This is a genomic window from Streptomyces sp. NPDC001781, assembly GCF_053596035.1.
Genome location: NZ_JBSFFI010000011.1, coordinates 85,586 through 106,276, shown reverse-complemented (window position 1 = coordinate 106,276; position 20,691 = coordinate 85,586). Strand labels below are relative to the sequence as shown.

Annotated in this window: 15 protein-coding genes and 1 tRNA gene; 5 read left to right on the top strand and 11 right to left on the bottom strand. The window is 65.4% G+C overall.

What is annotated here, in order from left to right:
* Window positions 1-235: 235 nt before the first annotated feature.
* The 5 genes from ACWCV3_RS13290 to ACWCV3_RS13270 all read right to left on the bottom strand — a co-directional run bounded on the left by ACWCV3_RS13290 (window position 236) and on the right by ACWCV3_RS13270 (window position 8,464).
* Window positions 236-1,990, bottom strand: a complete 1,755-nt coding sequence (locus tag ACWCV3_RS13290; RefSeq protein ID WP_451222552.1) for a hypothetical protein — start codon at window positions 1,988-1,990, stop codon at window positions 236-238.
* A 22-nt stretch (window positions 1,991-2,012) separates the two neighbouring features.
* Window positions 2,013-5,063: a DEAD/DEAH box helicase gene (locus ACWCV3_RS13285; RefSeq protein WP_451222550.1), complete on the bottom strand. Its 3,051-nt coding sequence runs from the start codon at window positions 5,061-5,063 to the stop codon at window positions 2,013-2,015.
* Window positions 5,060-6,217 (bottom strand): sigma-70 family RNA polymerase sigma factor, encoded by a 1,158-nt coding sequence (locus ACWCV3_RS13280; protein ID WP_451222548.1) that lies wholly within the window; start codon window positions 6,215-6,217, stop codon window positions 5,060-5,062. The genes ACWCV3_RS13285 and ACWCV3_RS13280 overlap by 4 nt, the downstream gene beginning before the upstream one ends.
* Window positions 6,218-6,950: 733 nt before the next feature.
* The gene (locus ACWCV3_RS13275; RefSeq protein WP_451222546.1) at window positions 6,951-7,619 is read right to left on the bottom strand and encodes an Eco29kI family restriction endonuclease; all 669 of its coding nucleotides are present in this window, start codon (window positions 7,617-7,619) and stop codon (window positions 6,951-6,953) included.
* A 59-nt stretch (window positions 7,620-7,678) separates the two neighbouring features.
* Entirely contained in the window at window positions 7,679-8,464 is a 786-nt protein-coding gene (locus ACWCV3_RS13270; protein WP_451222544.1) for an Eco29kI family restriction endonuclease, read from the bottom strand.
* Window positions 8,465-8,588: 124 nt separating this feature from the next.
* On the opposite strand from ACWCV3_RS13270, the gene ACWCV3_RS13265 reads away from it, so the two are divergent.
* Both ACWCV3_RS13265 and ACWCV3_RS13260 read left to right on the top strand, forming a co-directional pair.
* Complete coding sequence (locus tag ACWCV3_RS13265; RefSeq protein ID WP_451222542.1) at window positions 8,589-9,881, top strand: DNA cytosine methyltransferase; 1,293 nt, start codon at window positions 8,589-8,591, stop codon at window positions 9,879-9,881.
* The gene (locus ACWCV3_RS13260) at window positions 9,878-10,660 is read left to right on the top strand and encodes a very short patch repair endonuclease (protein ID WP_451222540.1); all 783 of its coding nucleotides are present in this window, start codon (window positions 9,878-9,880) and stop codon (window positions 10,658-10,660) included. The genes ACWCV3_RS13265 and ACWCV3_RS13260 overlap by 4 nt, the downstream gene beginning before the upstream one ends.
* A gap of 1,213 nt (window positions 10,661-11,873) precedes the next feature.
* Here ACWCV3_RS13260 and ACWCV3_RS13255 read toward each other — a convergent pair.
* Window positions 11,874-12,116, bottom strand: a complete 243-nt coding sequence (locus ACWCV3_RS13255) for a hypothetical protein (protein WP_451222538.1) — start codon at window positions 12,114-12,116, stop codon at window positions 11,874-11,876.
* Window positions 12,113-13,201, bottom strand: a complete 1,089-nt coding sequence (locus ACWCV3_RS13250; protein WP_451222536.1) for a DUF1152 domain-containing protein — start codon at window positions 13,199-13,201, stop codon at window positions 12,113-12,115. The genes ACWCV3_RS13255 and ACWCV3_RS13250 overlap by 4 nt, the downstream gene beginning before the upstream one ends.
* A gap of 84 nt (window positions 13,202-13,285) precedes the next feature.
* On the opposite strand from ACWCV3_RS13250, the gene ACWCV3_RS13245 reads away from it, so the two are divergent.
* Both ACWCV3_RS13245 and ACWCV3_RS13240 read left to right on the top strand, forming a co-directional pair.
* On the top strand, window positions 13,286-14,026 hold the full coding sequence (locus tag ACWCV3_RS13245) for a GntR family transcriptional regulator (protein WP_451222534.1): 741 nt from the start codon (window positions 13,286-13,288) through the stop codon (window positions 14,024-14,026).
* Between the two features lie 280 nt (window positions 14,027-14,306).
* The gene (locus tag ACWCV3_RS13240) at window positions 14,307-14,744 is read left to right on the top strand and encodes an ATP-binding protein (RefSeq protein ID WP_451222532.1); all 438 of its coding nucleotides are present in this window, start codon (window positions 14,307-14,309) and stop codon (window positions 14,742-14,744) included.
* Window positions 14,745-14,807: 63 nt separating this feature from the next.
* On the opposite strand, the gene ACWCV3_RS13235 is transcribed toward ACWCV3_RS13240, so the two are convergent.
* The 4 genes from ACWCV3_RS13235 to ACWCV3_RS13220 all read right to left on the bottom strand — a co-directional run bounded on the left by ACWCV3_RS13235 (window position 14,808) and on the right by ACWCV3_RS13220 (window position 19,741).
* On the bottom strand, window positions 14,808-16,679 hold the full coding sequence (locus tag ACWCV3_RS13235; RefSeq protein WP_451222675.1) for a pentapeptide repeat-containing protein: 1,872 nt from the start codon (window positions 16,677-16,679) through the stop codon (window positions 14,808-14,810).
* 152 nt (window positions 16,680-16,831) lie between these two features.
* Complete coding sequence (locus ACWCV3_RS13230) at window positions 16,832-17,548, bottom strand: hypothetical protein (protein WP_451222530.1); 717 nt, start codon at window positions 17,546-17,548, stop codon at window positions 16,832-16,834.
* Between the two features lie 649 nt (window positions 17,549-18,197).
* On the bottom strand, window positions 18,198-19,364 hold the full coding sequence (locus ACWCV3_RS13225) for an IS30 family transposase (RefSeq protein WP_451222673.1): 1,167 nt from the start codon (window positions 19,362-19,364) through the stop codon (window positions 18,198-18,200).
* 305 nt (window positions 19,365-19,669) lie between these two features.
* Window positions 19,670-19,741, bottom strand: a tRNA-Arg gene (locus ACWCV3_RS13220).
* A gap of 504 nt (window positions 19,742-20,245) precedes the next feature.
* Here ACWCV3_RS13220 and ACWCV3_RS13215 point away from each other — a divergent pair.
* Window positions 20,246-20,653 (top strand): response regulator, encoded by a 408-nt coding sequence (locus tag ACWCV3_RS13215; RefSeq protein ID WP_343238022.1) that lies wholly within the window; start codon window positions 20,246-20,248, stop codon window positions 20,651-20,653.
* Window positions 20,654-20,691: the final 38 nt, after the last annotated feature.

Genomic DNA, 20,691 nt, shown 5'->3' with positions numbered 1-20,691 from the left:
AGGGCGACGTGGGCTTTGGGGACGAGGAGATCGGCCGTGCGGCAGAGCTCGGGCAGCGGCTGCACGTTCACGCGGTACCGCAGAGCCCACGGTGCAGGCTCGAACGGAGCAGGAGCTCCGGCTTCCTGTCGCCCCCCTTGTTGGCCACCATGTCCGACGCGTGCGGCGGTAGAGGCGAAGCGCGGAGGCGACAGAAGTGATCCTTCCCCCTGCCCTGCTGTTCGATCTGGGACCGTCACTTCATGATCTGCGTTGCCGCGGCAAGAAACCCGTCCGGGCCGAAGAGAGCGGTACGGTTCAGGTACCGGTTGAAGTGGTCGCAGGCTGGCTCCCCGAGATGCAGGCAGGCGTGGCACGCCCCACCATTTCGTTCGCAGGCTGGGTCCATGGCACACCGCGATTCGGCGCCCGCGATGGTTGCCAGCAGCAGGTGTAGATCGTTCTCGAACACGGCCTGCAGTCCGCCGAGCACGAAGTCGCCTCGGCTGGCAGCGAACACGAAAAACCCGTTGTGCCGGGGGACGAGGTATTCACCCAGGCCTTCGCGGTCAACGCCGGCGAAAACCGCGAGCTGGCGGATGGCACGGTGGGCATAGGAGTGAATCAGGGTTAGCAGGTCACGGCCCAGGGGGTCCGCGTCCTGTGGGTCGCTGAAGCGGGACGGCGGATTCACATGCGCGGCGAGAACGGCACGGGCCTCGCGCGCGTCGGTCACATCTGGCAACAAATGGCCACGGCTTCGCAGGGCGGCGTGCACCAACAACGGATCAAGGCGGAAGAAAAGCGCTTCGGTGGCGCGCAAGTCCGCGTACACCCGCCGGCCGCTCTTGCCGGTGTACAAACTCAGACGGGAGGCCCCCGGTTCGCCGCTGCCCCTGGTATAGCCATAGACGGCTTTCAGAACGGGAAAGTCAGTGAAGAGGTCGACTCCGGCCAGACCCGCCCGTCCCAGCGCGATTGGGTAATCATGCCGGTAGCGCGTGAGCGCGTCGCTCGGTGTCGAGGGCGTGATCAAGTCGTCAACCCGTCGGCGGGAGCCCTTTTCAGTTGCGGCGAGGGCGACATCGACTGCCTCACGCTCCGCAGCCTCGATCTGGTCGACGTTGGCGTTCGCGAGAGCACCAAGGTCTTCCTCGGCCCCTAGTTCACCAGCTGCGCTGGCCACGGCAGCCATACGCTCGGCCACCGCGCGCGTAAGCCCCGAGGCGACCAATTGGTCGACTAGCGCCGCCTGCGTCCGCCGTCCGGCCCCCGGCTCGGCGTCCTCGAAGCCGCCCAACGCCCAAAGCAACGCCCGTCGCGGGCCACCAGACTCGGTAACCCGGCGCATCGCGGCCCGGCTGGCTGGGTTGATCTGCGTGAAGGTCTGGGGCGTGTAAACGCTGGCGGAGCGGTGGACGTTGTACCGCAGGTATTCACTGTTTCTGGCATCAGAGTACCTACGCCCACAGGGACACTTGCGGTATCCGAAACCCTTCTGAATCTCACGGTGGCACACCGGACACTCAAAGCGGATCCGCGAGGCGTCCATGCTGGACTGGTGTGGCATGCGAACTTGGTGGTGCTCACGGCACGTAGGGATCACTGGCTGTTCGAGGAGTCCACAGTCATGGAATCCGACGAAGTGCAGTTGCTGCCAGCGGTTGTTGCCGCAGAGGCAGGCTTTCGGCGTGCCGGTCTCCACCCGTCGGCACATACGACACACCCACACCTGGGGGTAGCGTTCGACGCGCACGCCGCGCTCAGGGTTGACCGCCACGACCTCGACTGCGCCGCCAGAACGAAGAAAGTTGACCGCGCCGGGGTCCATGCCGTGCGCGACCCAACCCTGGAGTTCGGCGATCAGTCGCGCGCGGATGATCGAGTCGTCCACGTCGACTGGGCGTGGGTCCTTCCACTCGGTGGTCAGCCAGATGCCCCCCTTTAGGTCGGCGGTCTGCTGCGGGAGGAAGCCGTAGAGGATCTGCGATCCGCTGCGCTGGTCTTTCATAATCTGCTCTCTCCCGGTTCGATCAGTCGTCGCTGACGGGGATCTGGGCTTCGACGTCACGAAGCGAGCGCATGGGCGGGCGGGCCAACAGTTGCTGGGGCCACTTGGCTCCGTCGCCCGGGTTTTCGAGGCGCATGAAATACGTTTCCAGCTGTCGGTTCACGTCGCCGAAAGCCAGGTGGTGCTGTTCCTCGACTCCCAAGGCCGCAGCGCAGGCCCGTGCCTCCTCGCTCGCTCCCAGGCTGGTTTGGGCGGCATACTTACGCAGCATGTCGACAGTGGTCAGCCGACCCCACGCAGAGCGTGGTTCGTGGACGAACAAGCGGCGGGCCTCGATCGCCGCACTGGTGGTCAATTCCAGTACGCGGCGGCTGGAACGCGTCACGGGGATCGGTTCCACGAACCGGTCGCCCTGCTCTATGAACGGAGTGAAGTGGGCGAACACGGCTGCGTCGCGCTCGCGGCCGACCTTGTGGATGACATAGACCAGCCCTGGATGCGACCGTCCCACCCGGGCGGTGGCCTGGATGAACTCTGCGGTCGTCAGTGGCACGCCGAGCACCGTCATGACATTCAAGCGGTCGACGTCGACCCCGTGGGAGATCATGGAGGAGGCGGTCACGACATGAAGGCGGTCGTCGAAATCAGATTCTGGCCGCAGAAGACGTTGCAGGGTCTCACGGACTTCCTCGAACGGGGTCTGACCGGTGAGCTGCGCCGCATTAAGCGGAGTGACGGGTACCTGCGTACCCAGGGATCGACGGGCTGCTTCGACGTCCCGCACGGTGTTGCCGTACACGACGTGGGTACCGTAGAGGTCCAGCAGCATGGGCACGTGGGAGGGGTCGATGTCAGCCTCGGCGCATACACGCTGAGGCTCATCAACCAGACGGCGGACGGACTGCTGCAGGATGGTGGTGGTGCGGTCTGAGACCCACTCCAGGGTGACGCCGCGCGGCCACACCGCGACGAATCTACGCAGCAGGTTGCTGGTATCCCGTGTCCAAAACGACTCGCGAGCGGAGGGACCCGGAACGGGAAAGACCCGCCCGGGCCGGTTGTACAGGACGCGCACCTGTCGCTCGAATCCCGTTAGGGTCGCCGACGACGCGATGATCTTGGGAGTGGTACCGGTGAGTTCAAGCTGGAGGGCGTCCAACAGGGACTCGTAGTGCGAGTCGACCGCTCCCAGGGAGTCACGCAGCAGGTGTAGCTCATCCTGCAACCGGAATGAGGGCGCGAAGCGGGTTCGTTCCCTGGCAGCCAGAGGGCTGGACTCACCGGGGCAGTCCGGGACCAGGCAGCCATTCGGCCGCTTGGCGCGCTTGGCATAGGTGAAACCGTGGCCGGGGCGGGAGCATCGACCTGCCGGCCCTTCCACAAATGCGCGCATGCCGCCTTGCATTGAGATGAGCGCGGCCTTGTCCAAGGTGCCGATGACGACGGTGGGAAGGAACCGGTAGATCTCCTGGTCGACGACGTAGACGGGAAGTGGCCGTCCCTCGGAGCGGCATTGGGATGCTTTGCACACGTGGCGCAGGGTCCAGTCACCGCGGTGGAACTTCATTTTCAGGTCCTCGGAACCACAGAACGGGCAGGCGGTGAGAACCTGGTAGCGATCGGCCATACCGGGGTCGTCCACGTCGACGGGGTTGTGTTCGGTGGGCGCTGTAGGGACCTCGTTGGGGGTGGCACCGGAACCGATGAAGTAGCCGAGTGAGATCGGATCCCCTGGCACGTGGTGGTCCTGGCGTACGACTTCGGCCGCCGCCAGCGCGTCCGCGAAACGCTGGGTCTGCTGAAGGGACAACATCCGCAGCGGGAAACGGCTCCAGGCGGTGATGCCGGCGAGCTTGCCGCGCAGGCGGTCATAGAAGGCGGCGAGCACGAGCAAGGCAAGATAAGTCTCGGTCTTGCCACCGCCCGTGGCGAACCACACCGTCTCTACCGTGCCCCAGTCCGATCCTTCGCGCACGAGTGAGGGCAGTACGGACAGGACAAAGCCGATCTGGAACGGTCGCCATCCGCTGTAGCGGCCGCGGGCGGCGAGGGCCATGGCGCGGTTCATGAGCTCGAACGCGTGACGTAGTTCGGCGTCCTGCTTCAGAGCCTCCACACCCGCGCGCAGTCGCTCCAGCTCTCCCGCGTGCTCTTCGGCCGCCTCCTGGGCCTGGCGAAGCATCTCCGGCTGCCAGTCCTCGTCATGGGCACGGCTCCGAAGGCGCTCAAGCGACCAGTGGTCGCGTCCCCACGCCGCATAGGCATCCACCAGACGCGACAGCGCGGCAACGGGATCCCCGAAGAGACGGTCGAATGTCAACGGCAAGACGGCCGCGTCGGTTCGATCGAAGGTGTACTCGGGGCGGTGCCGCTCGACGATGACCTGATCAGTCGTAGCGAGCCCCCGAGGCCCGAGAACCGCAACACCGCAGTTGATCCCGATAGCCGGCAAACGCCGATCGTAGCGAAAGCTCTCCGGCAGTGATTCCAAGAAGAACGGCACAGTATCGAGGTCCAGCACTCGCAACTCGACTTCAAACAGGTGCCGCTCGCCCCGCTGTCGCGGTCCCTCAGGCGTGGTGTTGACGAGTTCCACGACGAGTTCAGGATCTCCGCGCCAGGACTCGTCCGTCACCCGCACCTCGGCGCTCGACCCCGGGGCCCCCACAGCGTCAAGGGCCTCTGCGACCTCCTGCCTCCCGTAGGCGACCCCAACGGCACCCGCCGCCGCGTCGACGCGTACCACCACATCAACCGGCTTGGTCTTCTCCCACTTTTCTCCAGGGTCCTCAGAATCGCGCACGCGGTTCCAGGCCAGGGCCCGGACCCGGACCCGAAAAGACCAGGGCCCCGTGTGTTCCGGCCGCACACGCATGCCCACCGCACAAGGGTCCATACGTCTCTCACGTCCGACCGCCCCCGCGTCGCTCTCCGGGGCCAACCGTCCCAACCAGTAGACGCCCGACGGGTCCGCGTCCAGCACGCTCTCCCCGTCCCCTCGGCCCTCGGCCGTCACCCTGCTGTCCAGCCAGGACACGAACCGCGTCTGGGCTTCCACCTTGTCCGTCGTCACGCCGCCTCCACCGCCAGGAATTCCATCGTCAACTCCCTGAGCCTTCCGCTCCCCCGCAGCCGCTCGAGCAGTTTCTTCTCCAGCTGCCGCACCCGCTCCCTCGTGACACCGAATTCCTTGCCTAGCGCGTCCAGCGTCATGGGCTCCTCGCCGTCCAGGCCGAAGCGCCCGACCAGCAGGCGCATCAACCGCGGGTCCGCCTCCGAGAGCAACGCGTCAAGCGTCTTGAGGATTTGCTCCTTCAACAGCTCCTGGATGGTGTCGTCCTCGGGCTGCTCCGTCTTAGACGCGAGCAACAGATCACCGAGCGTGGCCCCACCCTCGTCATCGACCGGTACGTCCAGGTGGATAATGGGCGCGGAGTAGTCCAACAGCGCCTGAATCGTCTCAGGCTTCTCTCCGAGGGCCTCGGCGAGCTCCGAGATAGTCGGAGGACGCCCGTTGCGCGCCTCGAAGCCTCGCGCGTATTGATTCACACGCCGCAGATCCTCACGGATGTGCACTGGCAGCCTTACCACAGAACTGGTGTTTGCGATAGCCCGAGTGATCGACTGCCGTACCCACCAGCTTCCATATGTGGAGAACTTATAGCCCATCGTCGGATCGAACTTCTCGGCCGCCCGGTTGAGCCCCAGAATTCCCTCCTGGATCAGGTCGTCGAACTCCAAGTCGCCCGCTCCCGGCAGATAGCGCTTCGCGATGTCGATCGCCAGGCGTACGTTGTGCCTGACCAGCGTCCTGCGCGCCGCGTCTCCGTCGCGGACCATCTCTGCCAGCTCGTCCGATGCCCTCCCGGCCGCCCGGGATTCGGCCGCGCGTAGCCCCATCTGGATCCGTCTCCCCAACGCGACCTCCTCCTCGGCGCTCAGAATGCGGTGGCGTCCGATCCGGCCCGACTGGTATCCCATCTGGCCGGACCCGGTGCTGCCGACGGACTCGGCTGCTGCCGCCTCATGGAAAGCCGACGATTTACCGCGGGCCGCTTTGTCGCCCAGTATCCCGTGACCACGCAACACGGCAATGACTCGATCGAGCTGCTGCGGATCGAGGCCCCGCCGGCTCGCGACTTGCACAACGTGGTCGCGTTCGAGCCGCCCCAGACGCTCGCTGTCCTCCAGCAGAGCCTCGACGCATGAATCGATCACGTCTTCCATTTCGAAGACGCCCTCCCCCTTGGCACGAAAAAGAATCACGCGAACCCGGAACGACACCGTTCGCCGCCCTCTCCGAGTAAGCGATTAGAAAGCTAGGGCGGTGGTGCGGCAGCACGCAAGGGGAATCCCATTTTTGAATATTTGAAACGCTTCTATGCAGTATGCGGCGAAACCGTCTCACACATCACGTTAGAGGTCATATGCCCGACTCGTTGACCCATCGCTGCTGACTAGCTAAGTTGGTGGCGCAGCCTGGGCCTTAGGCCAGGTTCCGGCACCTCGGCGAGGGCCCCTACCGGCAGGCGGACTGACGGTCCACGTCAACGGCGCAAGACCGCCGCACCGCAGCAGCAATTTGCGCTCGACGAAGTGGGGCGCTGAAATGGTGGTGCTGGTTCCATAGCGGCGACCGGGCGCCCGGTATTTATCCCTGCAGCGCCAGAGGCCAAAAGGGAAGATTAAGCTATACTCTGCGGCGACCGTTTTCTCGATCGAACCTGAAATCGGGGAAGCCGTAGAGATTTTCAATGAGCCAGACCCGCAAGAAGACGAGGACCGATCGCCGGAAATGGCCCCACGTCCAACCCCTCTCGCGTCAGAGGGGCGGTGCGAAGCGGAAGGGGGCCGACAACAGGCGCGGTCCTCTGGTCGAACCCTAGCCGCGCCTGTAACAACCACATCGCCCCTACTCTCGGCGTAGAGTCGAGGGCAGGGGCGATTGCTGGAGATAGGTTCAGCCATCCAGGTCTTCGTAGGTGTCCGTGACGGGATGATGCCAAGGCAGATCGTCGTAGGAGGCGACCTGTTGAGCGATATGCCCCTTGGCGATGGCCACGAGTTCGTTCGCCTCGTGCACGACGCCGCCATGAGTGCGACTTCGCCCGTCATGCACGGTGTCCCACTTGCTCTTCTTGCTTTGGCGGGTGGAGGAACCCTGCTCGTTGCCGCCGAACCCGGTCAGTGTGTGGTTCCAGACCGGCTGGTAACCGACGCGTAGGCTGTTCTCTCCGAGGTTGGCGTGCACGTCCGGCAGCAACAGGGCCCGAAACCTGAACTCCTCCAGCGGCAGCTTGGCCTCCTCTATCGATCGCCGGTGTTTCCTGAGCCTGTCGTAAACAGGGCATCGCGCCGAGGCCTTAGCACCCGTGGCACTGTTGCTCGACCGCCCCTGCCCCACGTAGACGGGGATCTGAAGCTTGTTCAACGGCAAGTAGAGAGACACCTCCTCGCCGCGGTAGTACAGGGCGTATAGTCCCGCCCCGTCAAATCGGGGAATCTCGTGGAGCATGGAGACCAACGGCTGGCGTTCGAAGGTCTCACAAATGGTGTGCGCTATCTGCTCAGTCGACAGAGGGTCGAACGACTTGGGGGTGTATGTAGCGGTCATGACTTCCTGGCTCATGGTCGGCAGAACGTACCGCGAAGGGAAGGAAGGAGGGAGTGAAGTCTGTTCTGTCAGGCTCAGGCGTCCGGGGCTGGGTCGATGACCTGGCCGGCCCGGTAGTAACGCATGCCGCTGGGGTAGTCCTCGGTCTTGCCGTACATAATTACGTACCCCGGGAGGGCGGTGACCTGCCAAGGAGCAGGGACGTGCTCGGAGATGACGCGTAGCGCCTCGTCGGCGGTGAGGGGCCCGGCGGGGAGCCGGACGGTGATCTCGTCAAACGCCTTGGTGGACTCGTAACGGAACACGTAGGGGAGGAGCACCTTAACGGTCGTCAGCAGCTTGGCCAGAGTCAATTCGCCCTCGCTCGCGCCGTCGACGGTTACGAAGTCCGGGAAGGCGTATGCCAGGTCGATCGGGTACTGGCGGTCGAAGTGCTTTTCCTCGACCACGGTGGTGTCCCGCCGTTTGCCGGGGTCGTTATTTCCAAATCCGTTGTAGTTCCATGGGACTTCACCTTGCCCCCGGTGCTTGTTGATCAGGAGGCGTTCGGGGGCGACGGCACCGAAGTCCTCGTCAACGAATAGGCAGGTGAAGGACATTTCCTCAATGGATATGTTCCTTCGTCCTGAGATCTTCCGGAAGTGCTTCTCGATGCGCTGGGGCAGCGACTTGTCCGCCTTGCCGACGTAGACCAACTCTTCGCCCTTGTACATCTGGTACACGCCGGGCAGGGGGCGGAGCCTCTGGATGTTTCCCATAGTCAGAGGCGCAGGCGTCAGTTCCTCCAGCGCCGCCGCGAGCTGGTCGCCGAGTGCTTTGGTGATGCTCAACTTGAATTCGGCGTGGTTCTCCAGCGACACGACCAGGGCCTCCTGCGCATGCGACGAGTGATCGCCGTCACTCTATCTGGTGAAGTTGGGGATCCCGGTGCCGTGTTTCCAGGAGGGGTTCACTTGATCGATCCCTCCGCGGTATGCTTTCTCCATGTCTGAGCTGCGAGAGAAGCATCCTGAGGTGGGTACCTGTGTCGAGCTGTTCGCCGGCGGTGGCGGCCTCGCCATGGGCGTCCACAAAGCCGGCTTCCGACCGCTGCTCGTGAACGAGTACGCCAAGCGGGCCATCGAGACCCTCCAGACGAACGAGATGCCGGGTGGCGGGAAGTGGCCACTGAAGCCTGGTGACGTTCGCCTGCTGCGGAACGACTTCAAGGAACTGAAAGGCCGGGTCGACGTCCTCGCCGGCGGGCCACCCTGCCAGCCGTTCAGCCTGGGCGGCGTCGCCAAGGGGACGGAGGACGAACGGAACATGTTCCCACAGATGTTCCGCGCCATCCAGGAGATGCGGCCGAAGGCCGTCATCTGCGAGAACGTGCGGGGACTACTCCGGAAGTCCTTCAACCCCTACTTCCAGTACATCCTCAACGAAATGAGGCTCCCCTTCGTCGAGCGTGAGAAGGACGCGACATGGGAGGAACACAACGAGGTTTTGGAGAAGCTGCTCGCCAACGACTCGGTGCCTACCTCTGAGCGCTACATCGTGAAGCATCACCCCGTGAACGCCGCTGACTTTGGTGTCCCTCAGATCCGGCAGAGGGTCGTGATCGTGGCCTTTCGCGCGGATCTTGGGCTGGACGAAGGGAAATGGGCCCGGTTCGCACCGAAGGGCACGCACTCCGACGAGGCGCTCACCCACTCAATGCGTGAGGGCGGAGAGTACTGGGCCCGTCATTGGGAAGTACCAGAAGAAGCGAAGGCTCGCGCCATCGCGAACCTGCCGAAGCTCAACTACGACGACCCGAAGACCAAAGAGAAGCTGCCCCTTCAGCCGTGGCGGACACTCCGGGATGCGATCCACGGTGTTGACGAGTTCGAGGGGCGTCCCCTGCCGTTCGTCAGCGAGGCTGCGGTTAGGAATAAGGAACAGGTCGGAGTGATCTCCGACCATTTTGGGTGGCCAGGCGCTCGGGTCTACACGGGACACACCCCCAACCTCCTTGACCGGCCCGCTAAGACTGTCAAGGCTGGCGTCCATGGCGTCCCTGGCGGCGAGTCCGTGATGATGATGGACGACCCCACGTTCGATGGAAGCGGCTATCGGTATATGACGGTCCGCGAGACCGCGCGCGTCATGACCTTCCCCGATGAGTGGACGTTCGCTGGCCCGCGTGGCGAGAAGATGCGGCAGCTCGGGAACGCAGTGCCGGTGAAGCTGGGCAAGGTGTTCGCGGACGCAGTCGCCGCTGCCCTGAACTCGGTCGGCGCCCTGGAAAAGCCATGACACACGAGGCTGTCGGCACGCAGCGGGGCTGGAACGATCGATTGCCGCCCGCAAAGGCGTATAAGCCGCTGTCGGGGCTGTCTCGGGACAAGCGGACAGCGGAACAGGATAAAGCGGCAGGCGGACGCTATCGCCGTGCAGTTCCGCTTGGGAAAGGCCAATACGCGCGGGCTTCGATCACTCTCCGGCTTTATCGACGGACTCGGCGTATCCGGGCGTATCTACGCTGGTCGGTCAGTGGCCACACCGAAGAGCGCTACGTCTGCGATGTCGCCGAAGCCACTCGCGCCGCCAATCTTGCCCATGCCTGGCGCAAGGCCCGTGAGGCTGGACTCGCCGTCGATGAGCCACTTCCTGAGAGCTCCACCGCTACCTCGATGTCTGTCCGCGCGGTCATGACAGCGAACAAGGGAGCGGACACCAAGCCCGAGCTACTGCTCCGGTCGGCTCTGCACCGCAAGGGCCTCCGCTATCGGGTCGGTATTCGTCCAATCCCGAAATTGAGGCGTACGGCAGACGTTGTATTCACGAAAGCCAAGGTGGCTGTCTTCGTCGATGGCTGCTTCTGGCACGGCTGTCCGGAACACTACCGGCCGTCGAAACAGAACAGTGAGGCATGGAGCAAAAAGATCAAAGACAACCGTGACCGCGACGCAGCCACCACAAACGCGCTCCAGGACCAGGGTTGGATGGTGCTCCGCTTCTGGGAGCACGAAGATCCAGAGATTGCCGCTCGGGAGATCAAGGCAACTGTCGAGCGTCGCAAAGCCGTGGTCTGACATCCCATACCCAGCTGACCTGCTGCGCTCCCCCTTCGGTCCCGTCCGGTGACCCGGCGACCAAGGAGATTGGCCTACCGCCTCGGCGAGGTCGGCGCTCCTGACCACTGGAAGCCACCGGGACAGCGACTTCACCCGTGCCCCTCGTAGTAGCAGGCCTGCCTCCGCGTGCCAATGGGCTCACTCGACGCTCGGTTGCGTGAGCAGGACCCGCTACTTGCTGAGCTTCAGGAACACGTGAACCTCGGGCACTTGTCGCGGGTGACCGTACAGACCACGTCAGTGGACGGAGGCAGGACTGGCGAGGCCGGCGCTAAGCCCGCGCATGTGACCGTTTCTGGCTTGGTCTCGCGGGACGTGGCCGACGTTATCGTCCGCGTCTCGCAACAGTGGAAGGGCCGAAAAGTCGGTGCGACGGGCGTCCGCATCGACGCAGTCGACACAGCGGCGCTCGTCCGAGTTTGAATTGTGCAGTCGAGACCGGCGCCAGGTGATCCCTTGGCACCGCCGAGCGGCCCCAAGCAGGCAAGTCGACTGGAACGCGATCGAACATGCTGGGCCGGTACTCCTTCCGGCTGCCGGAGCCGCCCGGGGCCTGCGGCGCAACTGCACCTTCGTCGCCGGCATGCGAAGGCCGGTCTTCGTCATCCACCGCCGCTTCGGCCCCGGGAAGGCGCTCTCCACCCGCGAGGTCTGCCCCGCCTCAGCCGTGAGCAAGCCGCTCGGTGTGGCCGCCAGCGTCCGCCGTGCCTTTCATCAGGCACAAGGGCATCGACGCAATCAACGCCGACGATGGCCTACTGCCTACTCTCGGGAACTCGGCTCTGGCCTAGGGCCATGGGTACCGAGAGTCTGACGCAAGGTCGGTGGAGCGGCTTTGGGGTGGCGCTGCTTTGGCGCGAGTGATCATGGCCCCGTAAGCTTCTGGCGCGTCGGGCAGTCTGTTGGCCTGCCCGGTAAAGCACGACGTCGGGGCCATGATCTTCGAGGCTCGCGCCAAAGTGGCTCCGTAAAGCCGTGGAGCCGACCGCCCCAGCCGCGACGTACCCCTTCTCTGGCATTAGGCAACTGATCGCCATGAGCGCGGTACGGGCGCCGGCCGGGCTGGAGCGGGACGGAGGCAGGAGCGCAGGCCCGGCCGGTGGCCGGGCCGCGCGCGGGGAGCGGAGCGAGCCGCCTTGAACCCGTAGAGAAGGTTGTAACTCAGTGGGATTCAGGTGCTGGTTGACCTGTCCGGTTCTCTGGTTGCTGTAATCCTGCGTACTTGTTCTGCTGCGCGTTGAAGTGCCTGGGCCACCTGGTCGGCGTCGTCGGCGTTCAGCAGGATCTCTTGTGTCCCAAGGATCGGGAGCCTGACGGTGCCGTGGTGCAGCTGTACGGCTACGTCGACTTCTGTGTTGTGGCTGGCTGCGTCCCGGATGTCGTCCAGGGCTGGCTCGCTGGCGAACGCGCTCATGCTCTGATCTTCCACAGTGGGGCGTCGTACTGGCCCGGTCGGCTGTGGATGAGAAGCCGGCGCAGCTCGTCGCGCTGGGAGCCGCTGAGGTTCAAGGCCTCGGTGATGTGGCGGAACGTCGTGTGGGTGATTCCGCGGGCTCGGGCCTCACTCTGGAACTGGTCGAGCCGAGACAGCACGTCGTCGCGGTCCAGCTTCGTCGGTGGCTGCTCAGTGAGCCACGCTGCCTTATTGCGTTCGTAGTCGATCTCCGAGAAGCCGCAGATCTCACGGCTGTATACCTCGGACTCGTCCAGGGCGGCGGTCGTCATGATGGCGCGGGCCAGTCTGTTACGGCCGACCGCGTCGTCCAGGTCGACTTCGTGGACCGTGGGGCCTTCGTTGGTGAGGGCTACTGAAAGGCCGGCGTCGCGCACCTCGCAGATGCCGCGGGCTCCTCGGGCTGTTGCGGCGAGCATGGCGGTGGCCTCTGAGGGGTGCCATTCCAGGATGCCGCCGATCGTCTCCACGTCCTTGGTCGTGAAGGTGTGCACGGGAGTGCCGAACAGAGGGCGCAGGTCGTCGGGGGAGATCTCGCCGTCCAGCCCGGGACCAGCGACCAGGAGTCGGATCGGGGCGTTGACCTGGCAACAGGCGGCGAGGGTGAGGGCGTCGGCGAGTGGGCTCTTGAGGGTGGGTTCGTCGCCCTGGGCGAGGATGTCGCCCCCGACGTCGAGCAGATCGATCGATGTCGGCGCCAGGTGGGATACCAGCTCTTCGAGCTGGCGAGTGATGCCCTCGGCGCCGTGCTGTGGGTCGAGCAGGGCCAGGGTGTGCGGAAGCTCTGCCGCGAGTCGGGGGAGTGTGGAGCCCGCCGGGGCGATCGGCCGGGCCTCGGCCGGCACCGACCAGACGGACTGAGTGACGGGTTCGAGTCCCGTGAAGCTGTCGGCTCCCCGTGGTCCCGGGAGGGGGTCGATCAGGAGGCGGTCCCACGCGTACGTGAGGATCACCACCTGGTCCTCGTCGCCGTAGAGGGCGGCGTGAAGCATGGCGGCGGCGACTGCGTCGCCTCCTCCTCCTGCTGCGACGATCAACCGCATCATGGGCTCAGAGTACGGGTTCACGTGTTGGCCACTCACCCTATAGTGGCCAAAGGTCATAGCCACTTAGGCGAGGAGGGAGGGGAAATGCCGCAGATCGAAGAGGCCCAGCCGAAGTATCTCCAGATCGCCCACTACATCCGTGACCAGATCCTTCGGGGGGACCTGCGGCCGGGGGACGAGGTTCCCTCGGAACGGCAGCTCGCCGCGGGCTGGAAGGTGTCCAGGCCCACGGCTGCGCGGTCGCTAGAGGCGCTGAGCCATCAGGGCCTGGTTGAAAAGCGCCAGGGCTCGGGGACCTACGTGCGCAGCCTCGAAGTGAACCGGCGTGCACGGGAGCTCTACGGACGCGCACGGCAGACCGGGAAGATCTACACGCCCGGAGAGTATGCGGTGATCACCTCGACCGGTTGGCTGGAGGCTCCGGATTACGTCGCCGAGGCGCTGGGACTGGTGAAAGATCGCCGAGCCGTGCACCGTCGGCGGGTGACGAACAGCCAGGAGGGCCCGATCAACCTGTCCACTTCGTGGTTCGCTGCGGATGTCGGTCAGCGGGCACCCAAGCTCCTGGACCCCGAGCGGATCCAGGAGGGGACGCTCATGTACGTCGAGCGGATGACGGGGCGTCAAGGCAGTTACGCAGAAGACCGGATGTGCGCTCGGGCTGCCACGGACGAGGAGTTAGACGACCTGCGGTTGGAGCCGGGGTCCGCGGTCCTCATCGTCCATCACGTCGTCTTTGACCTCCAGGACCGGCCCCTGGAGTTCGCCGAAGCCACCTACCCGCCGCACCGCTGGGCGTTCGAGCAGGGCTACCCGCTCACCTGACGACGACTCGCCAGTTCCGGCGAACCGCTTGCACCTCTCAAGTGGCTAATGCCACTATCCAGAAAGTGGCTAAGGCCACTTAAGGAGAAGGGGGCACGACGTGACGAGTCGGCGGCCGGTGCAGGGTGCGCGGTTAGCTTGCCGGGGGTGTCGGGGGCGTGGATGGAAGCGCGTCGGCTCCCGAACGGCGCTGGCGCTCTCCACGGCTAACGACCGCGACCGTGCCACGTCGAAGCGGCGCTGCCTCGACTGCGACGGCAGCGGCAAGGAGTGAGCACGCATGGCCTACATGATCGACCGCCACCCCTGTGAGGACTCGCCGCGGCTCGGAGCGATGACCTTGCAGCCGGAGCCTGAGTCCGTGCCTCGCGCCCGGCGCTGGTTCCGGAAGTTCATCACTCCGTACAACCCGGCCTGTTCGGTCGACGACTGCACGCTGATGATCTCGGAGCTGGTGACCAACGCCATCCGCTACGGGAAGTCGGACGATCCCTGGCTAGTACGGGTCGAGTGGTTCCGCGAGGGAGCCTCGCTCCGCGTCGAGGTGCACAACCCAGGTTTTCCGGCGAACGTGCGGCTGCGGCACCCGGAGGCGAACGACGCCCACGGGCGCGGGCTGCTCCTGGTCGACGCCATCGCGGACTCCTGGCACTCCGGGCCCAGCTACCTCGGTGGAACGGTCGTCTCCTTCGTGGTCGCTGATGCCTGGAGGGACTGAAAAGGCCACCGCTACGGCTCACATGGGTTCGCAAGTAGCGATTCAATATCGGGTGACAGGGGGTCAGCGTTTGACGCGGTTGCGGACGGCGAGGACCGCGAGGCCCAGGAGAACGGGTTCGGCTAGGCGGGAGGTCATCTCGATGTAGGTGCCGGCGGTGGTTAGGTCCTGGTCGGCGGAGCGGAAGACCACCGAGTTGAGCGTAACGTTCAGGGCCTTCTCGAATCGCTCGCCGGTGAATCGATTCCCTGTGGGGTTGCGCGGTTCGTCCTTGTCGATCTCGAATGTGATCGTGCCTCCGCCGGTGGGGACGGTGCCGGTCGCTTCCTGCTTCGGGGCGTCCTTGGGGAGGCCGAAGCTCATGAGGAGCACGATGGTGACAAGCATGGCGGCGGCGAGCCAGCCCAAGGCCCGGGATGCGCGCATACCGTAGCCAGACAGTGCCCAGTAAGCGGTCAGAAGGCTTCGCTCGCTTCGGGGGATGTCGTCGGCGTGACGGCGCATCTCCATCTCCCCGTAGTAGAAGTCCGCGGCCCCAGGTTCATGCTTGCCATCCTCGAACGCTTTGCGCAGTGCGCGGTATACCGGCGCCAGTTGCAACGGCCCGACGTGCTCGGCGCCGAACACGGCCACGTTCCAGCCCCGGACGGCCGATGGCTCGCTCGCGCGCCAGTGGTGTTCTTCGGCGAGGGTGCGGCGCTGGGTGAACCGTACGGGGCGCCAGCCCCGCCAACGCACTGCGGGCGGGACCGTGCCGAAGATGCAGGCGCCCTCAAGTCGCAACTGGTCTAGGTGCACGGTTCCGGTGAACAGGCATCCCGATAGGTCTACGTCGGCAAGGACCAGGTGAGCTGCGTCCACCCCGCGCAACGAGGCCATCCGTACCGCAGCGTCTGGCGCGTCGTCAAGAACTCCTTCGTCCACCGGCTGTCCGTCGGGGAGTACGAAGGGGGTGGCCGCCGCAGCGATCGTGAGGGGGTATTCGAAGACAGCGTGGGCGAAGTCCACTGTGGCGTAGCGCAGACGCAACTCGGCCGTTGATGTCCAGCGGGTTCGCAAGCACTCCAGCCGGCGCGCGGCGAACGAGAGGCTCGCTGGGCCGCTGAACGTCGCCTCGGAGAGCACAAACCGCCCGGCGCACACCAAAGGACCGAGGGTGACCAACCGCTCGAAGGTCGCCTCATCGAATCTAGCGTCGCTCTCGAAAATTGCCGACCTGAAGCGGACGGCACCTTGAAATGTTGCGGACCCGAATGAGGCGTGGCCCTCGAAGGTCACCTGCCCGAAGTGGCCGGCTCCCTGGAAGGCAGCCCGCACAAAAGAGACGTCCTGGAAGCTCGCCGAGTCGAACCGGGCGAGGTGCTTGAAGGTCGCCGAGTCGAACTTGGTGATGCCCTGAAAGGTCGCCGAGTCGAACCACGCGAGGTCGTGGAAGGTCGCCGATCTGAACCCGGCGTAGCCCTGGAAGCTCGCCGAGTCGAAGTGGGCGGAGCCCTGGAAGGTCGCCGAGTCGAACCCCGCAAGGCCCTGGAAGGTCACCGAGTCGAACCCCGCAAGGCCCTGGAAGGTGGCCGAGTCGAACCACGCGTGGCCCTCGAAGGTTGCCCTTACGAAGTAGGCGTCATCTTGGAAGGTCGCTGAGTCGAACCGGGCTTCGCCGATGCGGGGGTGTCCGGTGGTGGGATCGAGGAGGGCCTCGAGGAGGGCATCAAGAAGGAGTTCGGTGAAGGAGGTACCGCGATGGTCGATGTCGGCGCCGGGTATCAGGCCGTCCAGGTAGGCGTCACGGTCGGCGTCGGCCAGATGCGCGAGGCATGAGCTGTGACCAGGGGCGTGAATCCCGCGGCATCCGACGGTGTTCTCCGCGGTAGTGCCGTGGCCACAGTGGGGCCAGCCAGGCAGCGTCGGGCGCGGTTCAGGGCTCGGGTGTGGCATACCTGAAGGACGATCGAGCACGGTCGATGGTTGCCGCGCTCGTGACTCGTGCGCGCTTGGAGTCAGGCTCGCCCCCCTAGCAGGCGAGATGACCTCGGTTCGCGTTGAGGTTTGTGGCGTGAGGCCCAGAGCCTCGTCGTTTACCAGGCCTGTCAAACAGGCCTGGTGGCCTGTTCGGAGGCGAGTAGCCGCTCAAGACTCCTGCGTTCTGTGTCCAGCACGATGAGCATCCGCGTACGGGTGTGCTCGAAGTCGGGCTCGACCTCGACGCCGAGGTCATGGCGCAGGGTGACCCGCAGTAGATACACCCCGTCGGACAGGGCGCCACTGAACCAGTCTTTGGCCCGGCTGTACGCCTCGACTCGGTCAGGGGCGCTCGGCAACTGCTTTACGACTGAGTACCCGACTCCGAGCGCCCTGTTGAGGGACGAGGCGATTTCGTGGACATCCTTTGGGAGTGCCATCTGTGCCAATGAGTACTGCTCTGCCCAGGCTTCCTTCGCGGCATCAAGGATCGCTGGTTCGACGTTTTCGCCGCGCTCGGCTGCTCGGACTGCGTCTCGGGCAATGATCCGGTAGGCGCGTGCCGTGGTGTTCAGGCAGGCGTACAGATCCCGTCTGGCCTCCTGCGCTCGATCGTTACGGTCCTCCGCTCGTTCACGATCCGCGCGCTGATTCTGCTCCCGGGTGACGCGCTGGCTGAGCAGCGCTCCACCCAGAGTTCCGCCCAGCGTTCCTCCGACGCCGATGAGCGCCACTGCGAGCGTGGTCACGTCCACGAGATCCCCCACCTCGTCCGATTGGCTGTCCGCCGCCCCGCGGCGGTCGAAGACGGCGCGGCAGCACCAAGCAACGCTCAGGCTTCCCATCCTCGGCGCCATCCAATACCGGGATGGCGACAACGAGGGACACAGCTGGTTGGCTTCGATGTTCTAGATCACCTGTGGGAATGTCTCAAGATCCGGCCCACGCTTCGTCCACAGACACCGGCATACGCCCTTCCGGGCCGCGTAGGCATGCATATGCGCGAAGACTCCGACCTCACGTTTTCGCTGGTGACGGGGTCTTCGGGCACTTCACAGTGGATGCCCCCGGTAGGATTCGCTCGTTGTGGGACCAGCTCGGGTCGCAGTCAAAAGTGATCGCCAGAGGTTTCCTTCGAAACTTGCTGAAAAGCTGTTGATTTATGACGTCTGGCGGGTATCGTGGTGAGTAGGCCATAACACCGGAAAAGCTGCAAAGTCGATGAGGACGTCTAGTCGGCGGAGTGACTTGGACAGGATGTGGTTCAGGCCCCCGGCAAGCCGGCGCGATACCGAGGCGACAGTGACGGCTGGAGCTTCAGGACACGCGCAGTACTACCGGGGACTGTTTTTTGCCCTCAGGGCGTGGCCACTGCACTGTGCTCCACCGCGTCGGTCAGCCGACCGAGATCGACTACCGGGGGGCACCGCCGATCAACCGACTCTCAGGCCCCTGGACTTGGGCGAATTCGAGGGGTCGTTGCAACACTGCTGGTCAGCTGGCTAGATCCAGTAGCTTAGCGAGGCGCTCGGCTGGGGTTTCCCAGCCGAGCGTTTTGCGTGGGCGGCTGTTGAGTTCGGCGGCCACGGCCTCCAGGTGCTCTGGCGGGTGGACGGACAGATCCGTGCCCTTGGGGAAGTACTGCCGCAGGAGGCCGTTCGTGTTCTCGTTCGAGCCGCGCTGCCAGGGGCTGGCCGGTTTGCAGAAGTAGACCGGGATGTCGGTGGCGACGGTGAATGCGCGGTGGGCGGCCATCTCCGAGCCCTGGTCCCAGGTCAGGGATCGCCACAAGTGCGGCGGGAGAGTCTGGACGGTGGTGGCGAGCGCATTGCGGGTGGCGAGGGCACTGTGGCCGTGGGGCAGAGGCACGAGCAGCACGTAGCGGGTGGAGCGTTCGACGAGGGTGCCGATGGCGGAGCGGCCGTCCTTGCCGATGATGAGATCGCCTTCCCAGTGGCCGGGAACGGCCCGGTCCTGCACTTCGGCCGGCCGGTCGCTGATCAGGACCATGTTCTTGATCGGCCGGGAGATCCGCTTGGCGGCGTGGCGGTGCGGGCGGCGCATGGCGCGTCCGGTGCGCAGGGCACGGGTCAGCTCCCGGCGCAGTTCACCGCGGCCCTGGACGAAGAGGGCCTGGTAGATCGTTTCGTGGGTCACGTGCATCTCCGGCCGGTCGGGGAAGCGTGCCCGCAGAGCCTGGCAGATCTGCTCGGGGCTCCACCGCATCGTCAGGTGGTCCTGGATGAAGTCCCGCAGCTCGGGGTTCTGGCCGATCTTGCCCACCTTGGGCCGGGGGCGGCGCCGTTCGGCACGGCGGTGGGCATGGAAGGGCTGGTAGGTCCATCCTCCCCTGGGCATGGCCCGGCGGTTGCGGCGTATCTCGCGGCTGATGGTGGAGGGGCTGCGGCCCAGCTCGGCGGCGATCTGCCGGATGGATGCCTTCTCACGCAGCCGGTCGGCGATGTGGGTGCGCTCTGTCTCGCCCAGGTATCGCGAGGGCACTAAAGGCGTGGTCCCAACGGATAGCGGCACCACCGCATTGATCGGTGGTGCCGCTTTGTCCTTGCCCGAGGCGGCGCGTCCGTTGCGCCACCGCTTGCCCGTGCGGAGGTTGATCCCGACGATCCGGGCCGCTTCCCGAGTGCTGTAGCCCTGCTCCATGAGCTGGAAGTATGCGGCCCGCTCAACGGTCAGCTTCCTGCCCCCGGTCATACGGTCCTTGCGGATCTCGAAGTCCATCGCACCCCTTGAACTGGGGTGTTGCAACGACCGCTAGAACTCAAGCTTGTCCGGGGGCCTTGCCATTTGCCGTGGCTGACCTGGGCAGATGTCTCAAGATCCTGTCCACGAATAGTCCACAGACGCCGACATACGGCCGCTCCGACCCGCATACGCCTGCACATACGCGAAGACCCCGGCCTCAGCGTTTCCGCTGGTGACGGGGTCTTTGGGCACCTCATGTTGGGTGCCCCCGGCAGGATTCGAACCTGCGCACACGGCTCCGGAGGCCGTTGCTCTATCCCCTGAGCTACGGGGGCGTGTCGGGCTTTGCGCTGGGCGCTTGCGGCGACGGGTAGAACCCTAGCAGGTCTTGCGGGGTGATCAGGAACGGGTTTGCCCAGGCGGGGTCGGCTCGTGGGGACCGCCGTGCGGAGGGGTGGTCATGCGGCTCGGTCCGGACTCGGTCGTGTGCGCGGTGGGCGTCCGTCGTTCCTCTGCCCCGGTGCGGTTGCGCCTCCTCGTAGCCCCGGGTTCGGCCAAGGGGCCCGCCTCTGGGGTTCCGCCCAGCGTCCGCCCCCTAGGGGCGAACCGCGTCGCCCGCCCCGGCGATCGACGCCACCGCCCAGGCACACCACCCCGCCGACTCCAACGACGCCCCCGGAAGATCGGGCCAGCCTCGGCCGACGCCGGCCACAGGGCCCAGGCCCGCCGCTGCCCCCGTCCCCACCCCCCCACGTCCACCCAAATCCCACCACCACCCATCAGAGCGAGAACTCCGGAAAACCGGGACGCGGCCCACCGCCCCGACCTACTCTCGAGTTGTGTCAGGCGCGTCCGGCCGGGTGCTTGTTGTGGATGACAGCAAGGGCATCCGGCAGCTGATCAAGGTCAATCTCGAGCTTGAAGGGCTCGAGGTGGTGACCGCGGTCGATGGTGCCGAGTGTCTCGACGTGGTGCATCAGGTGCGCCCGGACGTCATCACGCTCGATGTCGTCATGCCCCGTCTCGACGGGCTGAGTACCGCCGCCCGCCTCCGGGCCGACCCCCGTACCCGCGACCTCCCGCTCGCCATCGTCAGCGCCTGCACGCAGTACGAGGTGGAGAGCGGGCTCGACTCCGGTGTCGACGCGTTCCTGCCCAAGCCGTTCGAGCCCGACGAGCTGGTGCGCCTGGTCAAGGGGCTGCTGGAGCGGAGCGACCGGCGCGACGGCGTCTGCTCCGGCGGCTAGCCACCCGTCTCCGCCCTTCCTCCCGCCTCCCCTAGGCT